General features: G+C 56.7%; 21 protein-coding genes. 11 read left to right on the top strand and 10 right to left on the bottom strand.

Annotated elements, in window-relative coordinates:
* Positions 1 to 355: hypothetical protein (locus tag ACIQ0G_RS03685; protein WP_397576742.1), on the bottom strand; the 355-nt coding region annotated here is incomplete at its 3' end.
* Positions 356 to 556: 201 nt separating this feature from the next.
* Between ACIQ0G_RS03685 and ACIQ0G_RS03680 the strand changes: the two genes are divergently transcribed.
* On the top strand, positions 557 to 2,692 hold the full coding sequence (locus ACIQ0G_RS03680; protein ID WP_397576741.1) for a M3 family metallopeptidase: 2,136 nt from the start codon (positions 557 to 559) through the stop codon (positions 2,690 to 2,692).
* 147 nt (positions 2,693 to 2,839) lie between these two features.
* Positions 2,840 to 3,100: a hypothetical protein gene (locus tag ACIQ0G_RS03675; RefSeq protein ID WP_397576740.1), complete on the top strand. Its 261-nt coding sequence runs from the start codon at positions 2,840 to 2,842 to the stop codon at positions 3,098 to 3,100.
* A gap of 3 nt (positions 3,101 to 3,103) precedes the next feature.
* Here ACIQ0G_RS03675 and ACIQ0G_RS03670 read toward each other — a convergent pair whose 3' ends face one another.
* On the bottom strand, positions 3,104 to 3,940 hold the full coding sequence (locus tag ACIQ0G_RS03670) for a S1/P1 nuclease (protein WP_397576739.1): 837 nt from the start codon (positions 3,938 to 3,940) through the stop codon (positions 3,104 to 3,106).
* Positions 3,941 to 4,045: 105 nt separating this feature from the next.
* On the opposite strand from ACIQ0G_RS03670, the gene ispG reads away from it, so the two are divergent.
* Genes ispG through ACIQ0G_RS03655 form a run of 3 tightly spaced genes read left to right on the top strand, consistent with a single transcriptional unit; the run spans position 4,046 to position 6,572 of the window.
* The gene (gene ispG, locus ACIQ0G_RS03665) at positions 4,046 to 5,185 is read left to right on the top strand and encodes a flavodoxin-dependent (E)-4-hydroxy-3-methylbut-2-enyl-diphosphate synthase (RefSeq protein WP_183939244.1); all 1,140 of its coding nucleotides are present in this window, start codon (positions 4,046 to 4,048) and stop codon (positions 5,183 to 5,185) included.
* Positions 5,182 to 5,667 carry a GNAT family N-acetyltransferase gene (locus tag ACIQ0G_RS03660; RefSeq protein ID WP_397576738.1) on the top strand — a complete coding sequence of 162 codons (486 nt, stop codon included), beginning with the start codon at positions 5,182 to 5,184 and terminating at the stop codon, positions 5,665 to 5,667. The genes ispG and ACIQ0G_RS03660 overlap by 4 nt, the downstream gene beginning before the upstream one ends.
* A gap of 2 nt (positions 5,668 to 5,669) precedes the next feature.
* Positions 5,670 to 6,572, top strand: a complete 903-nt coding sequence (locus ACIQ0G_RS03655; RefSeq protein WP_397576737.1) for a DMT family transporter — start codon at positions 5,670 to 5,672, stop codon at positions 6,570 to 6,572.
* 157 nt (positions 6,573 to 6,729) lie between these two features.
* Here ACIQ0G_RS03655 and ACIQ0G_RS03650 read toward each other — a convergent pair whose 3' ends face one another.
* The 7 genes from ACIQ0G_RS03650 to ACIQ0G_RS03620 are packed head-to-tail and all read right to left on the bottom strand — an operon-like array spanning position 6,730 to position 14,414.
* On the bottom strand, positions 6,730 to 7,920 hold the full coding sequence (locus ACIQ0G_RS03650; protein WP_397576736.1) for a serine hydrolase domain-containing protein: 1,191 nt from the start codon (positions 7,918 to 7,920) through the stop codon (positions 6,730 to 6,732).
* Positions 7,917 to 8,711, bottom strand: a complete 795-nt coding sequence (locus ACIQ0G_RS03645; protein WP_395634988.1) for an SDR family NAD(P)-dependent oxidoreductase — start codon at positions 8,709 to 8,711, stop codon at positions 7,917 to 7,919. Before ACIQ0G_RS03645 ends, ACIQ0G_RS03650 begins: the two co-directional genes overlap by 4 nt.
* Positions 8,711 to 9,493, bottom strand: coding sequence for an SDR family NAD(P)-dependent oxidoreductase (locus tag ACIQ0G_RS03640; RefSeq protein WP_395637498.1), 783 nt, complete (start codon positions 9,491 to 9,493; stop codon positions 8,711 to 8,713). Before ACIQ0G_RS03640 ends, ACIQ0G_RS03645 begins: the two co-directional genes overlap by 1 nt.
* 24 nt (positions 9,494 to 9,517) lie before the next feature.
* Positions 9,518 to 10,600 carry a phosphotransferase family protein gene (locus ACIQ0G_RS03635; RefSeq protein ID WP_397576735.1) on the bottom strand — a complete coding sequence of 361 codons (1,083 nt, stop codon included), beginning with the start codon at positions 10,598 to 10,600 and terminating at the stop codon, positions 9,518 to 9,520.
* On the bottom strand, positions 10,597 to 11,685 hold the full coding sequence (locus ACIQ0G_RS03630; RefSeq protein WP_397576734.1) for a Zn-dependent alcohol dehydrogenase: 1,089 nt from the start codon (positions 11,683 to 11,685) through the stop codon (positions 10,597 to 10,599). The genes ACIQ0G_RS03635 and ACIQ0G_RS03630 overlap by 4 nt, the downstream gene beginning before the upstream one ends.
* Positions 11,682 to 12,965: an acyl-CoA dehydrogenase family protein gene (locus tag ACIQ0G_RS03625; protein ID WP_397576733.1), complete on the bottom strand. Its 1,284-nt coding sequence runs from the start codon at positions 12,963 to 12,965 to the stop codon at positions 11,682 to 11,684. Before ACIQ0G_RS03625 ends, ACIQ0G_RS03630 begins: the two co-directional genes overlap by 4 nt.
* Before the next feature lie 33 nt (positions 12,966 to 12,998).
* The gene (locus tag ACIQ0G_RS03620) at positions 12,999 to 14,414 is read right to left on the bottom strand and encodes an MFS transporter (RefSeq protein WP_397576732.1); all 1,416 of its coding nucleotides are present in this window, start codon (positions 14,412 to 14,414) and stop codon (positions 12,999 to 13,001) included.
* 212 nt (positions 14,415 to 14,626) lie between these two features.
* Between ACIQ0G_RS03620 and ACIQ0G_RS03615 the strand changes: the two genes are divergently transcribed.
* From ACIQ0G_RS03615 to purL, 4 genes are all read left to right on the top strand, one after another.
* Positions 14,627 to 15,787: an acyl-CoA dehydrogenase family protein gene (locus ACIQ0G_RS03615; RefSeq protein ID WP_333569965.1), complete on the top strand. Its 1,161-nt coding sequence runs from the start codon at positions 14,627 to 14,629 to the stop codon at positions 15,785 to 15,787.
* A gap of 4 nt (positions 15,788 to 15,791) precedes the next feature.
* Complete coding sequence (locus ACIQ0G_RS03610) at positions 15,792 to 16,928, top strand: acyl-CoA dehydrogenase family protein (RefSeq protein ID WP_395628122.1); 1,137 nt, start codon at positions 15,792 to 15,794, stop codon at positions 16,926 to 16,928.
* Positions 16,929 to 17,105: 177 nt separating this feature from the next.
* The gene (locus ACIQ0G_RS03605) at positions 17,106 to 17,900 is read left to right on the top strand and encodes an SDR family NAD(P)-dependent oxidoreductase (protein ID WP_395634981.1); all 795 of its coding nucleotides are present in this window, start codon (positions 17,106 to 17,108) and stop codon (positions 17,898 to 17,900) included.
* 725 nt (positions 17,901 to 18,625) lie between these two features.
* Entirely contained in the window at positions 18,626 to 20,824 is a 2,199-nt protein-coding gene (gene purL / locus ACIQ0G_RS03600) for a phosphoribosylformylglycinamidine synthase subunit PurL (RefSeq protein ID WP_397576731.1), read from the top strand.
* 38 nt (positions 20,825 to 20,862) lie between these two features.
* On the opposite strand, the gene ACIQ0G_RS03595 is transcribed toward purL, so the two are convergent.
* A complete protein-coding gene (locus ACIQ0G_RS03595) occupies positions 20,863 to 21,639 on the bottom strand; it encodes a Coq4 family protein (protein ID WP_397576730.1) in 777 nt (258 codons plus the stop codon).
* A 126-nt stretch (positions 21,640 to 21,765) separates the two neighbouring features.
* Here ACIQ0G_RS03595 and ACIQ0G_RS03590 point away from each other — a divergent pair, with 126 nt between their 5' ends.
* Entirely contained in the window at positions 21,766 to 22,995 is a 1,230-nt protein-coding gene (locus ACIQ0G_RS03590; RefSeq protein WP_397576729.1) for a DUF418 domain-containing protein, read from the top strand.
* 54 nt (positions 22,996 to 23,049) lie between these two features.
* Positions 23,050 to 23,220 (top strand): bacterioferritin-associated ferredoxin, encoded by a 171-nt coding sequence (locus ACIQ0G_RS03585; RefSeq protein ID WP_397576728.1) that lies wholly within the window; start codon positions 23,050 to 23,052, stop codon positions 23,218 to 23,220.
* Positions 23,221 to 23,284 lie beyond the last annotated feature (64 nt).

Raw genomic sequence — 23,284 nt, 5'->3', positions numbered from 1 at the left:
CCAAAATCGGCATCGCCTCAATGTAGTCAGCGTCGACGAAAAAATGGCACTGGCCTTGCGGAAGCGCTGCATAAGCGTCTTCGAGCCCGTCCATATTGGTCCACACCAACGCAGTGCTCCGATGCGTCTGAAGATACCGCGATATGCGCGCTAGGAAATCTGCGGGTATATCCATTTTGGACGTAAAATGGACCAAAATGAAATCCGTCCGCTGTGTATCGTCCATCACCAGCGCGGTGCAGCCCATTACCGACAATAATCGCTTGAGTTCAGCGACGCGTCGCGCCGTGCCGCCGACGATCATGGCCGTGCGGCCATTGATGCTGGAACCGAAGGTGGACGGGGGTTTTGCCATATATATTCTCCCAGAAATGCGAATAGGGGCCTCACGTCGCGAAGGCACGATGTTTGCGGTGTGCGCCATGTACAATTTATATCCATTTTGGAAGTAACAGTTTTGGCCGACTGGTTGTTTGCAAGGCGCCCCTGATGCGCTAATCCCCCTGTCCATTGAGCCTGCGCACACGGGCCGCAAAATGCAGAGGAGCATATTTAGGTGAAAACGGGAAAAATCATGTTGAGCGCAGCGGCGCTTTTATTGTCAGGAGTTGCGATGACGGCGGTTGCACAAGCGAAAGAAATGAAGTCCGGCCAATCGGCCAGCGACCCCGTATTGCTTCAGGAATGGACCGGGCCATATGAGGGCGTGCCGCCATGGGACAAGGTGAAAGTTACGCAATTCCCGGCCGCGTTTGAGGCCGCGATGCAGGCATCAAAGGCTGAATTTGAAGCGATGCTCGCAAAGCCCGAAGCCATCACGTTCGACAACACCATCACCGCCAGCGAACTGTCCGGCGAAAAAATCGGCCGGCTGTTTTCGATCTGGGGCGTGCATTCATCGAACCTGTCGAACCCTGAAGTCCGTAAAATTCAGGCGGAATGGGAACCAAAGGTTAGCGCATTCTTCTCCGAACTTTCGCTGGATGCCCGTTATTTCCAGCGCGTCAAATATCTCTACGATCAGCGCGCGAATCTCGGCCTAGATGCCAAGCAGATGCGTCTGTTGGAACGGACCTATGACGGTCTGGTCCGCAATGGAGCGATGCTTGATGCGGGCAAGAAAGCACAGGTCATCCGCATAGAGACCGACCTTGCCAAGAAATTCTCGGCTTTTTCCGAAAAGGTTCTGGCGGATGAAGAAACCTTCATCCTCATAACCGACACGGCGGACCTTGCGGGTTTACCCGAAAGCTATGTCGCGGCGATTCAGGCTGCGGCCAAGGCAAAGGGCCAAACCGGTTGGGCCGTCGTGAACACCCGTTCTGCCGTGCAACCTTTCCTTGAAAATTCAACACGGCGCGATTTGCGTGAAAAGGTCTGGCGTGCGTTCACGATGCGCGGCGATAACCAGAATGCGAACGACACCAACGCGACCATCGCCGAAATATTGAAACTGCGTCAGGAGCGTGCCGAAATCCTGGGCTTCCCGACCCATGCCCATTACCGCATGGCCGACACGATGGCGAAGGACCCGAACAAGGCGATGGACCTGATGATGAAGGTCTGGCCTGCTGCTGCCGCCCGCGTCAAAGAAGAAGTGGCCGACATGCAGGCCATCGCCAATGCCGACAACATCACAATCGCGCCATGGGATTATCGTTTCTACGCCGAAAAGGTCCGCAAGGCGAAATATGACCTCGATCAGGAAGCCGTTAAACCCTATTTCCAGCTGGATAATATGGTCGCTGCCATGTTCGACGCCGCGGGCAAGCTATATGGCATGAGCTTCTCCGAAAACACGGGCACGGTCCCTGTGTTCGAACCCAAGGTGCGGACATTTGAGGTTAAGCGCGATGGCAAGGTCATTGGCCTGTTCTACCTCGATAATTTCGCGCGCGCCGGCAAGCGGTCGGGCGCGTGGATGACCACCTATCGCAGCCAGCATAAATTGGGCGGCAAGAACAACATCGTTCTGGCGTCGAACAACAACAACTTCGTGCCCGGCGCCGATGGCGTGCCAACGCTCATCAGCATTGATGACGCGTCGACATTGTTCCACGAATTCGGTCACGCCATTCATTATCTGAACTATGACATCACATGGCCGGGCCTTGGCGGCACGCCGCGCGACTTTGTGGAATATCCAAGCCAAGTGAACGAAAACTGGTTGCTGACGCCTTATGTGCTCAACACTTATGCCAAGCATTATAAAACAGGGGAGCCAATCCCGGCAGCCTTGGTCGAAAAAATCCGCGCGAGTGATACCTTCAACCAAGGCTTTTCGACCGTAGAATATCTGTCGAGCGCCATTTTGGATATGAAGCTGCATAACCGCAGCGAACCCGTAACCGATCCGCGCGCATTTGAACGCGATACGCTGGCCGAAATCGGCATGCCCAAGGAAATGGCGATGCGCCATCGCCTGCCGCAGTTTAACCACCTGTTTGCCGATGATGGCTATTCAGCCGGTTACTACAGCTATCTCTGGTCCGAAACGATGGATGCCGACACATGGGCGGCCTTCACCGAAAAGGGCGATGTCTGGGACAAGGAAACAGCGGAGCGGTTCCGGTCCATGTTGCTGGCAACGGGCAATGAAACCGACCGGATCGAAGCCTATCGCGCATTCCGTGGTCGTGATCCGGATGTGAAATATATCATGAAAAAGCGCGGTTTCCCGACCGGCGAATAACGCTTTTTTATCAAACCAAAACGGGGCTGCGCAGGCGAAATTCTGCGCCGCCCTTTTTTGTTGATTTACCGAGCACCCATACAGAAAATACGCTATTGTTGCGTGCGGCCTTGGCCAAACGCCGCCGTCCGCCAAAGGAGATGTGAGATGCTCGGTTTATTCTTCGGCAAAGAACCTTGGTTTCGTGCGAAACGTTTCGGTTATGGCGCTGGCCTGCCGTTCAAGTGGCAGGGATGGGCCGTGCTCGGCTTTTATGTTTTGGCGATGATTGGCTTGGCGCTGCTTGCGGACAATGATCAAGCGATACCCACAATAGTGACGGTCGCGCTCATGTTGATCGTGACCGGCATTTTCACCGTCATCGTCCGCAACCACACCGAGGGCGGCTGGAAATGGCGCGGGCTTTAACGCTTAACGCAGCGCTTGGTTCAACAAGCGCGCGAGCCTGATCCCGCCGCGCTCAACCTGTTGGCGTAATGCGGCGCGTGACGCAGCGATGTCGGCTTCATCAATGACGACGGGTGCGGTTGGCTTTGCGCCACATGGGTCGCCATCGACCGCGCGGGGATAGGCAATCTCTTTCGATATTGCCCAATTCTCCTCGCTCCAAAGGCGCGCATTGCCTTGTTTGACAGCGGCTTTCTCCGCGGGCGAAAACACGCGCACAACCGCTGGCGCAGCCGACAGCGCGCGGTCGGCCAGCAAGCCATCCCACACCATATGCAAATTATATCCCCGCATATTGCCATATATGACCTTTAGGTCATTGCCGCCGCGGTCCGCACGGTCACCGGCGTGCAATGGCTGGTGAATGTCACCCACAAAATGCACGAGAAAGGCCAGCGCCTGCAAACGGAGATGCGCGGGCAGCGCCTTGTTCGACAGTAACGCAAAGTTGCGGTCAATTTGCGCCGACACGCAGTTTCCGTCGGCGCACGCGCTTTTCAGATCGAACGGCTTGCAGATATCGACATTCTGGTAATGCCAGCTGTTGGTATAGCCCCAGCGCGCACGATCGCCCTTGATGCAATCCGCCCAGACGCTGACGTCGCCGATATTGCGCATCGCGCATTTGGGTGTGCCGAGCATCGGCGCTGCCCGCAACAGACGTTGCATTTTTGCGCGCGCATTGGGTGACATATTGGCCTGCGCAATGTGCGCCACGGTTTCATGCCCATATTCCCAATATGCCTGAACAGGGGCAAGTGGCGCGAAAAGGACGAGAAGAGCGATGAGCAAGCGTTTCATGTGCGCGCCATAATTTGTAACGGCGTGTAAATCAAAGCAACAATCGCACTTGGTACGTATAGGATGATGATTGCGGGAATATTCCAAGCCGCCTATATCCCCCCAATGTCTTCCATTCGCCCTTGGCGCGATATCGCGCGTCGTCAGTCCCGCCAGATCATGGTGGGTAATGTCCCTGTTGGTGGAAATGCCCCGATTGCGGTGCAAACGATGACCAACACGCTGACCAGCGATGCCGCCGCGACCATCGCCCAAATCCGCCGCTGTGAAGATGCCGGGGTCGATATCATTCGCGTGTCCTGTCCTGATGTCGAAAGCACCGCTGCGCTGAAACAGATTGTGCGCGCCGCCAATGTGCCCATCGTCGCCGACATTCATTTCCATTATAAACGCGCGCTTGAGGCGGCGGACGCTGGCGCGGCGTGCTTGCGCATTAACCCGGGCAATATCGGCTCGTCAGAACGGGTGAAAGAGGTCGTCAACGCCGCCAAGGCCAATGGCTGCGCCATCCGTATTGGTGTGAACGCTGGGTCTCTGGAAAAGGACCTCCTCGAAAAATATGGCGAACCTTGCCCGGAGGCGCTGATCGAAAGCGCGCTTGACCATATCAAGCTGCTGCAGGACCATGATTTCCACGAATATAAGGTCGCGGTTAAAGCGTCCGACGTGTTCCTTGCGGTTGCGGCCTATATGGGGCTGGCCGAGGCGGTTGATTGTCCGCTGCACCTTGGGATTACCGAAGCGGGCGGATTGATTGGCGGCACGGTCAAATCATCCATCGGCATGGGCAATATGCTCTGGGCCGGAATTGGCGACACCATCCGCGTCAGCCTGTCTGCCGAACCCGAAGAGGAAGTTCGTGTCGGCTATGAAATCCTCAAAGCATTGGGCCTGCGTACGCGCGGTGTCCGCGTGGTTAGCTGCCCCAGCTGTGCCCGCCAAGGTTTCGACGTCATCCGCACCGTACAAAAGCTGGAAGACGCGCTGAGCCATATCAAGACGCCCATGTCGCTCTCGGTGCTTGGCTGCGTTGTCAACGGCCCCGGCGAAGCGCGCGAAACAGACATCGGCATCACCGGCGGCGGCAATGGCAAGCACATGGTCTATCTGTCGGGCGTGACCGATCACCATGTCGAAAATGACGACATGGTCAGCCACATCGTCAAACTGGTCGAAGCCAAAGCCGCCGAGATTGACGCCGGCACCAGCGTCAGCATGGATACGTTGCACGGGAAAGCGGCTTGATCCTCTCCATTCGTTCGGCGACGCCAGCCGACATTTCACTCATTGGCCAGTTCATCCGCGACCTCGCGGAATATGAAAAGCTTGCCCATGAAGTGCGTTTTGATGAAGCGGTGATGGCGCAAAAGCTGTTTGGACCGCGCACCTTTGCTGAGGTGTTGATCGGCGAGATTGACGGCACGCCGCAGGGTTTTGCCTTGTTCTTCCACAATTTTTCGACATTTGAAGGGCGTCCGGGGATTTATCTGGAGGATTTGTTCGTGCGGCCAGACGCGCGTGGTTCGGGGCTTGGCAAGGCATTGCTGGGTAAGCTTGCGGCGCTGGCGGTGGAGCGCGATTGCGCGCGGCTGGAATGGTCGGTGCTCGATTGGAACACGCCCGCGATTGATTTTTACAAGGCGCTTGGCGCACGTCCGATGGACGAATGGACGGTGTATCGGGTCGATGGCGATGCCCTGACCGACCTTGCGGCGCATAGCATTTAGCCATGGCTGAATTGCACCCGCGCCCCTTTATCCCCTTCATGGTCGCGGCCGCCGGTATCGGCACATTTTCGCTGATGGACGCGGCGATGAAGGATCTGGCGCTCTCCATCGGCGCGTATAATGCGGTGATGTGGCGTAACTGCGTTGGTGCGTTGTTGATGGGCGTTTTGTTCGTCGGCACGCGGCAGAAATGGCCGCCCGTATATCTGCTGAAAATCCATTTGTGGCGCAGCATCGTGGTCGCGGTGATGGCGGTCAGCTTTTTCTGGTCGCTCACGAAATTGCCTTTGGCTGAAGCCATTGGCCTTAGCTTTATTGCGCCGGTCATTGCGCTATATCTTGCCGCCGTAATGTTGAAAGAAACCATTGGTAAAGAGGCGATCTGGGCGTCGCTGGCGGGTTTGGGCGGCGTTGCCATCATCATGGCGGGCCGGTTGAGCGGTCATTATACGATGGACCATATCTGGGGCGCTGCTGCGGTTTTGTTTTCGGCAGTGGTGTTTGCCTATAACCTCATCCTCGCGCGGCAGCAGGCGCAGGTCGCTGGCCCAATCGAGATCGCCTTTTTCCAGAATCTGTTTGTGGCGTTAACGCTTGGCCTTGTCGCGCCATGGTTTTTGCAGCCCTTCGGCATGTCTGATGCCCCAATGGTCGGCGCATCTGCTGCGCTGGCGGTTATCTCGCTGCTCCTATTAAGCTGGGCTTATGCACGCGCCGAAGCGCAGATTTTGATTCCGGTCGAATATACCGCCTTTGTCTGGGCTGCGTTTTTCGGCTGGCTGTTTTTCGCGGAACCCGTCACTTTGCCTGTGCTTTTGGGCACGGCCTTGATCGTGGGCGGAAGCCTGATTGCGGCGCGGGCAAAACCCGTGCCGGTCAATCAGGTGGAGGTTGCGACGGTTTAGGGGGCCGGTTTGCTCCGAAAGTTTCTTTTGCCCACCCACAACGTCGTCACCCTGAACTTGTTTCAGGGTCTATTTGGCCTCTAGACCCTTCGGCCCGCGTGGCACGATGGATGCTGAACCAAGTTCAGCATGACGTGGATTTGACGAGCGGCGCTGCTTACGCCGTCAGCGCCGAATAGATCATCGTCTTGATTTCACGGCGCACCGGATAGGTGGTCGATGGCAGCAATTGCGTCATGAAAATCATGATGATGTCTTCCACCGGATCGATGAAAAAGGCGGTGGAATACATGCCGCCCCAATAAAAATCGCCGTTGGAACATGGCGCCAATGTCGCGGCGCTGTCGATGGTCGTGGCAAAGCCAAGGCCAAAGCCAATGCCGGCCATTTCGGCTTCGCTAAACAAAGACTTCGACATTTGCGTCAGGTCTTGGCCGCCGGGAATATGGTTGGCGGTCATCAATTCTATCGTTTTGGGGCTCAAGATTTGCGCCCCATCAAGCGCGCCGCCATTCAGCAGCATCCGGCAAAAACGATGATAGTCGGATATGCTGGACGCAAGGCCACCGCCGCCCGAGTTGAACGTCCAACCCTTGGCCCAGGCACTTTCGGACCCGGCCTTGTCGATCAGCTTCATCTTGGTGTCGGGGTCAAAGCCAAAGCCGTCGGGGATGCGCGATGCCTTATCGGCGGGCACTTGGAAAAATGTATCGGCCATGCCCAGCGGCGCAAAGATATGCGTCTGGAAATATTCCGGCAGTGATAACCCGCTGATCCGTTCGACCAATATGCCGACAATGTCGGTGGCGACGGAATAATTCCACTGTGTGCCGGGGTCGAATTCCAGCGGGATTTGCGCGAGCGTGTCGATCATGCTTTGCGATGTATTTTTGGTCCAGCTTTCAACATCGGTCTTGCGATAGGCCGCGTCGACATTGCCCTGTTCCTGAAAGCTATAGGTAAAACCAGCCGTGTGGCGCAGCAGATCGACGATGCGCATCTGCGTCGTCGGCGGGCGCGTCATAAACGGCACGTTGCCGCCGCCGCCCACAAATACGCCCAATTTCGCAAACTCCGGAATATATTTCGCGACCGGATCGGTCAGCGCAACCTTACCCTGTTCGACCAACTGCATGAACGCGACCGAGGTGATGGGCTTGGTCATCGATGCAATGCGGAAGATCGCGTCGTCGGCAACGCCTGAACTCCACTGAAGCGCAATATCATCACCGCGCCCGACCAGCAGCGCCGCAAACGGCAATTTCCCGCTGTCGAGATATTCGGTCTGAATGAATGCCGGTATCCGGGCCAGCCGGTCTGGACGGAAACCTAATTCTTCGGCGTTCATACGGCTGTTTGTCCTGTTAATTGGCGGGTTACGGGGTGCGAGCTGGAAAGCCCGCCGTCGACGGCAATGGCTTGACCATTGACGTAGCTCGCCTGATCACTCGCAAGGAACAACGCGACATTGGCGAGCTCCTCTGGCTGTGCGCCGCGGCGCAGCGGGTTGAGGCGACCGATCTTGTCGGTCACGCCCTTTTCCTTGGCATAATCAAATGTCGGCTTGGTCATGCCGGTTTCGGTCAGGCCGGGGCAAATGGCGTTGCAGCGAACATTGGTGCCCGACAATTGTTGCGCGCTGACTTGCGCCAGATTGATGACGCCGGCTTTCGACGCCGAATAAGGCGGGCCGCCCGCACCCGAACGAATGCCCGCGACACTTGCGGTCAGGATGATCGAACCGCCATTGCCGGCATCGGCCATGACCTTGCCCGCATGCTTCACCATCAGCCACGGGCCAATGAGGTTGACGCGCAAGACACTGGTGAAATTTTCGACCGTGTTGTCAAAGATACCTTCCATGCCGCCAGATATGCCCGCATTGGCAAAGGCGACATCCAGATGGCCGTGCAGTTCGATCGCCTTTGCGACAATCGCGGCGACATCCGCCTCATCACCTGCGTCCATCTGGACAGCGGTGGCGGCGTCGCCAATCATGGCTGCGGTGTCATGCACCGATGCTGCCATATCGCCCAAAACGACCTTTGCACCCTCGGCAGCAAAGCGAATGGCCGATGCGCGGCCAATGCCTGAACCTGCACCTGTGATGATGGCTACTTTGCCTGCTAATGCGCCCATTATCCTACTCCTCCGCCGCTGCTTGTCACGCCGCCGTCAATGACCATTGTTTGCCCCGTCATAAACGCGCCAGCCGGGGAAGCCAGAAATACTGCTGCGCCCGCAATTTCATGGGGCTCACCAATACGTTTCAGCGATGCGGTCGATGTCGAGCGTTTCAATGTTTCGGGGTTGTCCCAAAGCGCTTTTGCAAAATCGGTCTTGATCAAGCCCGGCGCGATGCAGTTCACCCGCACACCTTTTGGTCCATATTCGTCGGCCAGATTGCGTGCCAGCTGCATGTCCGCTGCTTTGGAAATACAATAAGCGCCAATCACGGACGATCCTTTTAGGCCACCGATTGACGATATAATCGTAATGGACCCTTCGCCGCGTGCGATCATTTCCGGTACAACCATCGAAATGAGCCAGTTGTTGGCGACGATATTGTTGGTCAGGATTTTGCTGAACGCATCATCGCTAATGTCTGCCATCGGGCCGTAATATGGGTTCGAGGCTGCGTTGCAGACCAAAGCTGTGATCTTGCCAAATGCTTTGCGACTGCCATCGACTAAAGCCTGCAGACTTTCCTTGGACGAAATATTGGCGGCGATAGCGACTGCTGTGCCTTCGCCATATTTCGCATTAAGCGCGGCGGCGACTTCATCGCAGACGTCAAGCTTGCGGCTGGATATGACGACCTTCGCGCCTTGCTCGGCCATTTCTTCAGCGATTGCCTTGCCAATACCGCGCGATGATCCGGTGATAACCGCGACCTGCCCTCTCATGTCAAATAACGACATAGCACTCCCCCATGAAAGCCAACTTTACGCCCCGGCTTGTTCCGCAAATTTCCATGCGGATTGCGCCAGCGGGTACACACGTTCGGCCATCGCTTGTGCATGGGCCGAACTTGCGGTGCCATCGATGACGCGTTTTTTGATGCCCTGAATAATCCCCGCCAAGCGGAAGAAGTTATAGGCAAAATACCAGTTCATATCGGGCACGCCGTCACGGTTCGTTGCCGCGCAGTAACGTTCGACCATCGCGTCCAATTCGGGGATGCCGAGTGCGGCGCGGTCCAAATCCATGACGCCGGAGCGCCCTTCATTATGCGTGACCCATGCCATCGCAACATAGGTGAAATCCGCCAGCGGATCGCCAAGCGTCGACAGTTCCCAGTCGAGCACGGCGACAACATGTGGATCCTTGGCATCGAAAATCATGTTGTCGATGCGATAGTCACCATGGACGACACTGGTGCGTGTTTGTTCGGGCAGCGTTTTGGGCAGCCATTCGATCAACCGCTCCATTTCAGGCATGACTTCGGTTTCCGCCAAGCGATATTGCTTTGTCCAGCGGTCGACCTGACGTCCGAAATAATTGCCGGGTTTGCCAAAATCGGACAGTCCGGCGGCGTCGACATCAACATTGTGCAACGCGGCCAGCGTATCGATCATCGCTTCATAGGTTGCTGTGCGTTCGGCCGGGTTCGACCCCGGCATCGCGCCGTCCCAAATGGTGCGGCCCTCGACCATGTCCATGATGTAGAACCAGCTGCCGATGACGCTGTCGTCGGTGCACAGGCCATAGGGCTTGGCGACGGGAAAGCCTGTCGGGTGAAGCCCGGCGATGACTTTATATTCGCGGTCCACGGCATGCGCGCTGGGCAACAATATACCCAGTGGCTTGCGGCGCAGCACATAAGACCCACTTTTGGCGTTCAGCCGGTATGTCGGGTTGGATTGCCCGCCGGCAAACTTCAGCGCCTGCACCGGGCCTTCAAAACCGGCGACATTGGCGGTCATCCATTCGGCGAGCCTGGCTTCGTCCAATATGTCCGTGCCAGTTGGTGCAACCGTGCCGGTAAAGGCCGTCTGTGCATCAATGGGTGTCGGCGCTGCGGTCATTGGTCGAATACGATAACCGAACGGGCAGCATCACCGCGCTTCATTTGGTCAAAGCCTTCATTGATACGTTCCAGCGGAATGGTTTCCGAAACGATGCTGTCGAGATCGAGCATGCCGCGCATGTAGAAATCGACGAGGCGCGGAATATCAACAGGGAAGCGGTTGCCGCCCATGATCGCACCTTGCAATTTCTTGCCCGACAGCAGGTCCATTGCCGACAGTCCGACCGAATGCTGCAGCGGCATCATGCCCAGTATCGTTGCAGTCCCGCCGCGCTTGAGCGATTTGACGGCAAGTTCACCCGACGCGGGACGACCGACAGCTTCAATCGCATGATCGACGCCGCCCTTGGTCAATTCCTGAATCTGCTTGGCTGCATCAGCATCCATTGGGTCAATGACATCAGTTGCACCAAGCTTCATCGCCAGTGCACGCTTTTCAGGCATGGGATCAGCCGCAATGATACGGCCCGCACCGGCAATTTTCGCCGCGTTAATCGTTGCAAGACCAACGCCGCCGCAGCCGATAACTGCGATGGTTTCACCGGGCGTTACTTTGCACGCGTTGAAAATCGTGCCTGCACCCGTGGTGACAGCGCAGCCGATAACCGATGCCTTATCAAGCGGCATTTCGGGGTTAATCGCAACGCACGCATGTTCGTGCACCAGCATCATTTCGGCATAAGCCGACAGGTTCAGCATCTGGTTGACGATGCTGCCATCGGGGCGTGTCAGGCGCGGGGCTTCGCCGGGCTTGCGCCGGGTATCGCCGCCAAGGCACAGGGACATCCGGCCAGAGACGCAATATTCGCAATGGCCGCAGAATGCGCTCAGGCAGGTGACAACGGCGTCCCCGACCTTAACAGTGCGCACTTCGCTGCCCACGGCCTCAACTATGCCCGCCGCCTCATGACCCGGAATCGCGGGCAGGGGATGCGGATATGTCCCTTCGATGAAATGCAGATCGCTATGGCAAAGCCCGCAGGCCGCAGTGCGGATAAGCACCTCATGCGGCCCGGGGTTCGAAATATGGATCTGTTCAATCTGAAGCGGTTTGCCCGCTTCGATCAGGACGGCAGCCTTCACCGTGTTGCCCCCATGTCACCGCTCGACATGCCTTCTTTGCCGCGACCGCCATGCTTGCCCAATTCCATACGGGCAATGGCACGTGCGTGCACTTCGTCCGGACCATCGGCGAGGCGCAAGGTGCGCTGATGCGCCCATGCAGACGCCAGACCGAAATCGTCGGACACGCCGCCGCCGCCATGCGCTTGAATGGCATTGTCGATGATGCTGAGCGCCATGTTCGGTGCCTGAACCTTGATCATCGCGATTTCCGCAGCCGCTGCCTTGTTGCCGACCTTGTCCATCATGTCCGCAGCCTTGAGGCACAGCAGACGGGTCATTTCAATGTCGATACGCGCACGGGCAATGCGTTCTTCCCACACGCTGTGCTCGGCAACGGTCTTGCCGAAAGCAACGCGCGACTGAAGGCGCTTGCACATTTTTTCCAGCGCTTCTTCAGCGGTGCCGATGGTGCGCATGCAGTGGTGAATACGGCCAGGTCCAAGGCGCCCTTGCGCGATCTCGAAGCCGCGGCCTTCGCCGAGCAACATGTTCGATGCCGGAATACGGACATCCTTCAGTTCGATTTCCATATGGCCATGCGGCGCATCGTCATATCCGAACACAGGAAGGTGACGCAGGATTTTAACGCCCGGCGAGTCGAGTTCCATCAACACCATCGATTGCTGCGCATGGCGCTTGGCTTCGAAATCGGTCTTGCCCATGACAATCGCGATTTTGCAGCGCGGGTCGCCCGCACCTGATGACCACCATTTAACACCGTTGAGGACATATTCGTCGCCTTCACGGCGAATCGATGTTTCGATGTTGGTTGCATCTGACGACGCAACGGCTGGCTCGGTCATCAAGAATGCCGAACGGATTTCGCCGTTCATCAGCGGAAGCATCCACTTTTCTTTTTGCTCTGCCGTACCGTAACGCAGGAACACTTCCATATTGCCGGTGTCGGGCGCGGAGCAGTTATACACTTCGGATGCAAAACCGATGCGGCCCATTTCTTCGGCGCACAGGGCATATTCCATGTTGGTCAGGCCGGGGCCATCGAAATGGACGCTGTCGTCGACATGCACGCGGCCCGACGTTGGCGGCATGAACAGGTTCCAAAGACCAGCGGCTTTCGCCCGCGCCTTTTCCTCTTCAACGACTTGGAGCACTTTCCAACGGTCGCCCACGGCCTGTTCGGCGTAATAATCGGCAACGCGTGGACGCAGGAAGCGTTCGTTATGGTCGCGAATGCGGTCCCGCCAGTAAGTTTGCTTGTCGGTGAGATCGAAATTCATGACTCAGTTCCTCTTCCATATTTAATTGAATAGTTAACTGGCAGACTCTGCCGATGTGTTCAAGGCGCGCAAGCGTTCATTGTGACTTTCGCGCGAAATTGGGAAATGCCGCAGAATGAGAACGCCGGTAATTCCAAGGACGGCGACTACGCCCATATAATATAGAGCAAGCCCATCAAGGACAGCGACATCCACTTGGCCCGGCTTTGCATTTTGCGGGAACTGGGCAAAGCTCAATATCATGCCAGCGGCAAAGGTGCCGATACCAACGGCGCATTTCTGCATGAAGAAATAGCCTGCGAAAAACAGACCTTCGGAACGCCTGCCCGTTTCTTGCTGCGATGCCTCCACGACATCGGCCATCATCGACGATGTCAGCATCATCATGCCGATAGCGGTGCTGTTGGAAAATATTAGGAAGGAAAACATGAATGCGACCGACGGGTCCGATGGCCCACCGGGCACAAGATCAAGCAGCCAACTGGCGTACAAAGCGGTGTTGAAGCTGAGCGATAGCAGGGCAAGCAGGATAGCGCCGTTTTTCTTGCCAAGGCGCGCAGACAGCGGCGGAACAATGAAAAATGCGACAATGACCGTGCCGAACAAGAGAAGCGCGTAATAGAGCATCTCCATCTGCTGTAGCTGCCACAGAAACGCGAGTTGATAGTTGCTGAGCGCAAAGGTGAGGCCCTGATTGATAAGGGCAAATAACGCGGCCGACACCAGCCAGAGGAAAGCTTTGTTGGACAGGGTTGCCTTCACCTCGGCAAGCGCATGGCCAAGGCCTGCGCCGCGCGGGGCAGGGGGGGATTGTTTTGCCACATGGCGGTGTTGGCCCAGTGCTGAAATCAGCACGGCGCCCGTCATCATCAACGCGCCCCAAGATGATAGCGAGTCATAGCCGTCGGGGTCGCTCACACCCTTTTCGCCGGTGAAAAATATGCCGTACGCGAAAATCAGCATCAGCAATCCGCCGGCCCAACCGAACAGAAAACGGTACCGCATCAATCGTGTGCGTTCGTCATAATCGCCGGTGAGCTCCGGAACCAAAGCAATCGACGGCACTTCGCACATCGCGACTAAGGTCCGCGCCAATACCGCGGTGCAGAACAGCCAAATGATCGTTCCGGTCTGCCCCATTTCGGGTGGGTGCCATAGCAGCAGCCAGATAATGCCGAGCGGGATTGCAGCGCCGTATAACCATGGAAGGCGGCGGCCCCACTTGCTTTGCGTGCGGTCGGACAGCTCACCAATGATCGGGTCGGCGAAGGCATCAAAAATCAGCGCTGCCATAATGACAGTGCCGACAAGCCCTGCATCAATGCCCAGAACCTGATTATAAAAAATCAGCAGAAAAACCGAAAAGCCATTGTCTTTCACGCCATAGGCTACAGAGCCTAGACCATGCATGACCTTCAACGATCGGGGAAGCGGGACTGCTTGGGTCATGGAAAGTTAAATGACGCTGCGCGAAAGGTTAGTGTTTCCGTCGAATCGCACGTTGTTTCTCTCCTGTTTCCTGCCTTCATGCTAGGCCCGCTTCTTGGCCTGTCAATCGCGATGCAAATGACGTTACGGCATGCTTCGCTCACCGATAAGCGCTTGCGTTTCTGCGCGTGACCGCCCAAAAATTCATCACGCAATTAAAACAGGAGAGCATGATGTCCGACCTTGAAACTTTCCGCGCCGAAGCGCGCGCCTGGCTGGAGGAAAACTGCCCAGCTGAAATGCGCACGCCTGCAAAGGGTGACGAAGATGTCTGCTGGGGCGGACGCAATTTTGTGTTCCAATCCGAAGCGCAGAAACTGTGGCTCGAACGTTGCGTGGCCAAGGGTTACACCGTGCCCGATTGGCCCAAAGCTTATGGTGGTGCAGGCCTTAGCCCGCAGGAAACCAAAGTCTTGCGTCAGGAAATGGCAAAGCTCGGCTGCCGATCGCCGCTGAACAGCTTTGGTATATGGATGCTTGGCCCTGCCTTGCTGAAGTTCGGCACTGAAGAGCAAAAAGTGCATTATATGGGCCAGATCGCGCGCGGCGAAATCCGCTGGTGCCAGGGCTATTCCGAACCCGGCTCAGGCAGCGATCTTGTCTCGATGCAGACCTTTGGCGAAGACAAGGGCGATCATTGGGTCGTCAATGGCCAGAAAATCTGGACGTCTTATGCGGACAAGGCGGATTGGATTTTCTGCCTCGTGCGCACCGACAAGACCAACAAATATCAGGGCATCAGCTTCCTGTTGTTCGACATGGAAACGCCCGGCGTTACGACCAAGCCCATCAAGTTGATTTCGGGCAATTCGCCATTCTGCGAAACATTCTTCGACAATGTCGTGGTGCCCAAGCATCAGATCGTTGGCGAATTGAACCGCGGATGGGATGTCGCGAAATATCTGCTGGGGCATGAGCGCGAGATGATCTCGGGCATGGGCGGCGATGGCGGCGTAACTTCCATCGGTGCGGCGATGAAGGCTGTATTGACCGAAGAACCCGTGCTGCGCGCACAAATGGCATTGTTCGATGTCGAGAATCTGACATTCCGTGCGCATGGCGAACGGTTCATGGACGAATGGAAAACCGGCAAGGCGCATCCCGCTTATTCCAACCTGATGAAATATGTCGGGACCGAGCTGAACAAAAAGCGCAACGAACTGGTGATGTCGATTGGCGGAACGCAGGCGCTGGAATGGGAGAGCGAACGTTCCAACGGCGGGTCAAAGGCCCGCAATTGGTTGCGGACCAAAGCGAACTCGATTGAAGGCGGCACCAGCGAAGTCATGCTGAACGTCGTATCCAAACGCATCCTCGAAATGCCGGGAGCTTAAGACCATGGCGATGACATTGAACGACGACCAGAATATGCTGCGCGAAAGCGCGCGTGATTTCATGGCGAGCGAAGCCCCCGTCACCCATTTCCGCAAATTTCGCGACATGGGTTGCAAGGATGGTTTCAGCCACGGCCTGTGGAAGCAGTTTGCCGAAATGGGTTTCACCGGCATCCTCATTCCCGAGGCGGAAGGCGGCATGGGCATGGGCCAGATTGAGGCTGGAATCGTGCTGGAAGAAATTGGCCGTAACCTCTCACCCTCGCCATTTCTGACGACATCGGTGGCCGCTGTCGAGGCGTTGAAGCTGGCCGACAAGGCGATGCGTGACCGCTGGTTCCCCGGCATTTTGGCGGGCGAAACGGTTATCGGCATTGCGATTGAAGAAGGCGTAAAGCACCGGCCCGAAAAAATTGCCTGCGTTGCCGAACGCAGTGGCAATGGCTTCAAACTGACCGGGCATAAGCAATTTGTTGTGCAAGGCACGTCGTCGGACATGCTGATCGTCGCGGCACGGACCGCAGGCGCGGTGGGCGAAACCGATGGCCTGACATTGTTCGCCGTCGACAAGGATGCGGCGGGCCTGTCGATGGAGGCGGCACGGCTTGTCGATTCCGCCATGGCTGCGCATGTGAAACTCGACGGTGTTCAGGTGAATGCCGACGCTGTCATTGGTGACGTTGACGGCGGCTGGGCTGTGCTTTCCAAGATGCTGGACGCTGGCCGGGTTGGTGCAGCTGCCGAAATGGTCGGCGTTGGCACAGGCGCAATGGACATGACGTTCGATTATCTGAAAACCCGCAAGCAGTTCGACCGGGTGATCGGCGAGTTCCAAGCGCTTCAGCACCGCGCCGCGCATCTTTATGGTGAAATGGAAGGCGCGCGTTCGATTGTGCTGAAGGCGCAATCGTTAATGGATGAAGGCCATGCCAAGGCAGAACTTTATGTTGCGGCCGCCAAGGCGAAAGCAGGCCTCGCATGCAATCTTGCGGTACGCGAAGGCGTTCAAATGCATGGCGGCATTGGCATGACCGATGAATATGACATCGGCCTGTATATGAAACGCGACCGCGGGCTGAACGAATTTTTCGGCGATGCATATTATCACGCAGACCGCGTGGCGACGATGAACGGTTATTGAGACGGATTGGAAAAAGAACCGCAGCCCTGAGCCGTCACGGCGAAGCCTTGGCGAAAGTCGAAGGGCGTTGAGAGGTCTGCGCAACCGCTGGTTGGCACCCTTCGACGGACGCAGTCGCGTTGCGACAGCTGCTCAGGGCTACGGTTCATACGGCTTATTTTGTGCAAAGGATTAGACATGGACATTCAAACTTTATTCAACCTCAATGGCCGCGTGGCACTGGTTACCGGCGGATCGCGCGGAATCGGCAAGATGATTGTCGAGGGCTATTTGAAAGCGGGCGCGGCACGCGTGTACATCAGCGCGCGCAAGGTTGACCAAATCGAAGAAACCGTTGCCGAGTTTGGCAATCAGGTCATTGGCCTGCCTTGCGATCTGTCGACCGTCGATGGTTGCCTTTCGCTCGCCGCGCAAATTGCCGAGCGTGAGGAAAAGGTCGATATTCTGGTGAACAATGCAGGTGCGGCATGGGGCGCCGATTTTGGTCAATTCCCCGAAGCCGGCTGGGACCGCGTGATGGACCTGAACGTCAAATCCTTGTTCTTCCTGACGCAAGCTTTGCATCCGCAATTGAAAGCGGCCGCGACATTTGATCGGCCCGGCAAGGTCATCAACATCGCATCGATTGACGGCCTGCGCATCAACCCATGGCAAACCTACAGCTATCAGGCATCAAAGGCTGCGGTCATTCACCTGACCCGCCGTTTGGCCGCTGAGCTGGTCAAGGACAATATCCTTGTGTCGGGCATTGCGCCCGGTGCATTCCAGTCGGACATGAACAAAGCGGCGCGTGACCATGCCGAAGCTGTTGGCAAAAATATCCCTTTCCCGCGAATCGGAACACCCGAAGATATGGCGGGACTCGCGATTTTCTTGGCGGCACGTGCCGGTGATTATATCGTTGGGGAGACAATTGCGTGCGACGGCGGCATCGTCAACGCATCGCTTCCGGGTAATGGAATTGCGCCTTAACGGCAATTTTTGCCTTTGAATTCGAATGCATTTGACGCATTTCTGAGGAAATTAGGGTGAGTTGCAAAACATGCAACTCACCCTATTCTTTTCGCAATTGCAGCATAAACGCTCCACCCCTATTTGGGTCTCAACGGCAAGCGATTGTCGACATACACATTGACCGGGCGGCACTCTCCTCCTCTCTCCCTCGCCCCCGGACAATATTACGGCCTCCATGCACAGCGTGGAGGCCGTTTCTGTTTCAGCGACAAAGTTGTTCTCCATATTGTCCACCGCGAAGTGGCCTGCCTGTGGATAACTTGGCATTTACCGCTTTGCGCGACTCGAAAAGCATGAGACCTTCAAGTCATCAGGCAGACAGGCTGAGACGCAAAGCAGAACCGGAAACGGGAAAGCAGAGCGGACCAGAGTGGATGCAGGATCACCAAATCAGCAGGCAATCAGTCGCAAGACTGGGGATGTAGCAGAGGCGGTGGGTACGAAGAAAACGAATATCATGTGCGGCTGATCCCAAGAAAAGCAACGCCAGATAGGATACCCAAGGTACCAAGGTGAACTGAAATGACTTTCGGGTCAGATTGGGGAACCGGACGTCAGAATGCGGAAAGAATGGCCCTAGTGGCCAAGGACTTCCAAAATCAGACGCAGTGGGCGCTGGTAGCAATACCAGCGCCCATTTATTTTATGTGGCACAAAAATCGCCGCATCGCTAAGGCCGTTTCATGTCTGAAATCACGCCCCAAATCGTCGCCGACCATGGTCTCAATGAAGAAGAATATGCGCGCATTTTGCACGCCATGGGCCGTGTGCCCAACATGGTCGAACTCGGCATATTTTCGGTGATGTGGTCGGAACATTGTTCCTACAAATCGTCACGCATCCATTTGAAGAAACTGCCGACACAGGCGCCTTGGGTCATTTGCGGCCCCGGTGAGAATGCAGGCGTTATCGACATTGGCGAAGGCCCGAACGGCAGCAAGCTTGCCGCGATCTTCAAAATGGAATCGCACAACCACCCGTCATACATCGAACCCTATCAGGGTGCAGCAACAGGCGTGGGCGGCATCTTGCGCGACGTTTTCACAATGGGCGCGCGCCCCGTGGCGAATATGAACGCCCTGCGCTTCGGACGCCCCGACCATCCCAAGATGAAGCATCTTGTGCAGGGCGTGGTTGCCGGCATTGGCGGCTATGGCAATTGTGTTGGCGTGCCCACCGTGGGCGGCGAAACCAATTTCCACCCGGCTTATGACGGCAACATCCTCGTCAACGCCATGACCGTTGGCGTCGCCGATCAGGACAAGATTTTCTATTCGGCCGCAACCGGCGTTGGCAACCCGATCGTCTATGTCGGGTCCAAAACAGGCCGCGACGGTATTCATGGCGCGACCATGGCATCGGCGGATTTCGGCGCAGACATTGAAGAAAAGCGCCCGACGGTACAGGTCGGTGATCCATTCACCGAAAAGCTGCTGATTGAGGCATGCCTTGAACTCATGGCGTCGGACGCGATTGTCGCGATTCAGGATATGGGCGCGGCTGGCCTGACCAGCTCAAGCGTCGAAATGGCGACCAATGGCAAGGCGGGCATCATCCTCGACATGGACAAGGTGCCATGCCGCGAAGAGGGCATGACCCCCTATGAAATGATGCTGTCGGAAAGCCAGGAGCGTATGCTCATGGTGCTCAAACCCGGCCGCGAGGAATTTGCGAAGGCCATTTTCGACAAATGGGAACTCGACTTCGCGGTCATCGGCGAAGTTACCGACACGGGCCATATGGTGCTAACGTGGAAGGGCGAGGTCGTCTGCGACATTCCGCTTGGACCATTGGCCGAAGACGCGCCTTTGTATGACCGCCCGGCGGCGTCGAAGGAAGAATATAAGGCATGGGCCAATGTCCAGCCGCTTGGTGATGTTCCCGCCAGCAAAGACCTAGGCGCGGATTTGCTTAAGCTGATGGCAAGCCCCGATATCGCGTCACGCGCGTGGATTTGGCAGCAATATGATAGCCAGGTCGGCGGCGACACGGCGCAGCTTTCGGGCGGCGATGCAGCTGTCGTGCGCATCCACGGCACCAACCGCGCGCTGGCGATGAGCACCGATTGCACCCCGCGTTATTGCTATGCTGACCCGTATGAAGGCGGCAAGCAAGCGGTTGCCGAAACCTACCGCAACATCAGCGCGGTCGGCGCAACGCCGCTTGCGATCACCAACTGCCTCAATTTCGCCAACCCGCAGCGCCCCGAAATCATGGCGCAGATCGTCGGCTGCCTCGAAGGCATGGGCGACGCATGCCGCGCGCTCGATTACCCAATCGTGTCGGGCAATGTCTCGCTCTACAATGAAAGCAAGGCCACCGGCGGCGGCAGCGCGATTTTGCCGACGCCAGCGATTGGCGGCGTGGGTGTGCTTGAAGACGTCGGCAAGATGGCGACGATCGGGTTTAAAACCGACGGCGACGGCATCTTCGTCATTGGCCACAATGAAGGGCATCTGGGCCAGTCATTATGGTTGCGCGAACTGCATGGCCGTGAAGACGGCGCAGCGCCATCGGTCGATCTGGCCCAAGAACGCGCGCACGCGGAATTTGTCCGTCAGCTCATTCAGGATGGCAAGGTTAATGCGGTGCATGACGTTGCCGACGGTGGTTTGCTCGTGGCCTTGACCGAAATGGCGTTGGCCAGCGGCAAGGGATGTGCGCTCGAAGAAATCGGCGACGCCTTCACCGCATTTGGCGAAGATCAGGCGCGCTATATTGTGACCAGCGTCGTTGCCGACCAAATACAGGCCGCAGGCATTCCGATGACGCGGATCGGCACGGTTGGCGGAACATCGGTAAAGGGCCCCGGTTTTGAAGTCGAAATAGCCGACCTCCGCAACGCCCACGAAAGCTTCTTCAAGGACTGGATGGAAAGCTAAGGCTTTCCGCCATCCCTCCGCTTCAGCCGAAGCAGGCGTTAAACGGCAGGTGCCAGCAGATTATAGGGATCAATGCCGCCGGAACGCATCGCTGCATGTGCGGCTTTGTAGGTCACTGGCTCTGCGATCCCCAAACGCTTGCGTGCGTCGGCCAAAGGCTCGCGTAACAAGGCGGCAATATCTTCCTGCGCAATGTTCTTCGCCGCTTTGCCGATGCGATAACCTTCGTGGACGGCTCTCATAATCGGCGCGGATTTTGCGACGCGATATTTCAGTTCCAGTCCGCCGGCATAAGCAATGAAGCCAACACCCAGATTGTGGTTTTGCGCATAGGTAAAGCCAAGCACGCATTGTTCACCCAGCGCGTCACGGCCATAGCCGGTGAGGATGTGCAGCATGTCATGGGTATCGCGCAAGCGGTCGCCATAACGTTCAACCACATCGCCGAAATCGGGATAGGATGTCCGGAATTGGGCGTATTCGGCCTCAAGACCCGCCGCGCTCAAACCTTCACGCTCCATGAATTCGACATAGGCGCGTCCAACGGTGCCCGCTGGTAGTTTCTTGATGCTGTCATGGTCATCGAGCATGTCGATGAGGCGCTCATTGCTTTCGAGCAATGCCTTGCCCTTGGGTGTTTCCCAAAACTTCCGCGCCATTTCGCCGAACTTGCGACCGCTGAGCGCCGCAATGATGTGAAACACCTGCTCGGTGTCTTCTTTGTTGGCAATCAGCTTGCGAAAATGACGCCACGCTTTCAGCGGCTGAATCTTTGCAGGGGGGCGATCAGGATGGGAAAAATACAGTTCGGTCATGGCGAATCCAAAGCTAATTATGCGATAGGGATATTTACTACCTACATTCATGTCAATAACAAAAGCTTAACGCGCTGGACGGGTTTCGCGCAGTTCTGTATTAATGGAATAATACAGGAGAATGTTATGCAGACATCGGAAAGCAGATACATCACGCTGGACGCCATGCGCGGCTTTGCGGTGATGGGCATATTGGCGATGAATATCATCGGCTTTGCGATGCCCGAATGGGCTTACATCACCCCTGCGGCCTATGGCGGTGAAACCTTTGCCGACCGGATGGCGTGGCTGTTTTCCTTTGTGTTCGTCGATGGCAAAATGCGCGGGCTGTTCTCTTTATTGTTCGGCGCGAGCCTGATTTTGATAACGGAGCGTGCATCGTCCAACGGCGAAAGCGCGGCGCATGTGCACTATCGGCGCATGGCGTGGCTCGCTGTCTTCGGCCTCGTGCATTATTTCTTCATTTGGTTTGGCGACATATTGTTCCTGTACGCCATGGCCGGGATGGTCGCTTTTCTGTTCCGCAACTGGGCGCCCGCGCGTTTGGTCAAATGGGCGTTGATTATCTTCAGCGTCGGCCTTGTCTTTTGGGGGCTGCAATTTGGCGGGCTGCAAATCCTGCAATATCTGGCGACCCAGTCCGACGCGTCGGCGGATTTGGTGCGGCAATATAATGACGTGAAATCGAGCCCTGATTTCAGCTTTGATATCCCGGCGCAGGTCGATCTGCACCGTGGGCCGTATCTACAGATTGTCGCGGACAAGCTCGCCGATTGGCCAGCCTTATTTGGTGTGGTCTTCATGTCGATAGCCGAAACGCTGCCGCTGATGATGATCGGCATGGCCATGAACAAAAGCGGGTTCATTTTGGGTCTTTGGTCGCCCGCGGATTACCGCCGCTGGGCATGGCGGCTGGTGCCGGCGGGGCTGATCGCGACTGGCCTGCTCGCGCTGTGGATGATCGTCAGCCAATATGACGCGGTTACGGCGCTCGCGATTATCTTCTTTTGGGGGGCGATACCGCGCCTCATGCTGACCGTTGGATATGCGGCGGTGCTGATTTTACTCATCGCACGCTTTGGCGGCAGTACTTTATTGTCGCGTGTCGCCGCCGCCGGACGCGCAGCCTTTACCAATTATCTGGGCACCAGCATCATCATGACCACCCTTTTCTATGGCTATGGCTTTGGCCTGTTCGGCGAAGTCGGCCGTCTTGGTCTATGGGCATATGTGCTGACGATGTGGGCTGTCATGCTGTCATGGTCGCACCCATGGCTGACAAAACATCGCTATGGCCCGCTGGAGTGGCTGTGGCGCAGCCTGGCCCGCGGGCAGATGCAGCCGATGCGTCGCTAATGCTATTGCAATCAATTCGCATTAACACTATGAGCGCTTCTTAGGAGATGTTTCATGGTCGTTTGCGTGTGTAATGCCATCCGGGAAAAAGACCTGCGCGCTGCGGTGCGTTGCGGTTCTGAGCGTCCGAACGATGTGTATGCGCGCCTTGGTCGCAAACCGAAATGCGGCCAGTGCCTGTCCTTTGCCCGAAATATTATCAGCGCCGGACCTGCGACCGCGTAGCATTAGCTATCCGATAATTGGCGGTTTCACGGCACTTTGCGCTTTCAACTGGGGCATATTTCAC

The organism is Sphingorhabdus sp. (assembly GCF_044354325.1).
GTDB lineage: Bacteria > Pseudomonadota > Alphaproteobacteria > Sphingomonadales > Sphingomonadaceae > Sphingorhabdus_B.
This window is presented reverse-complemented; position numbering and strand designations above follow the sequence as displayed.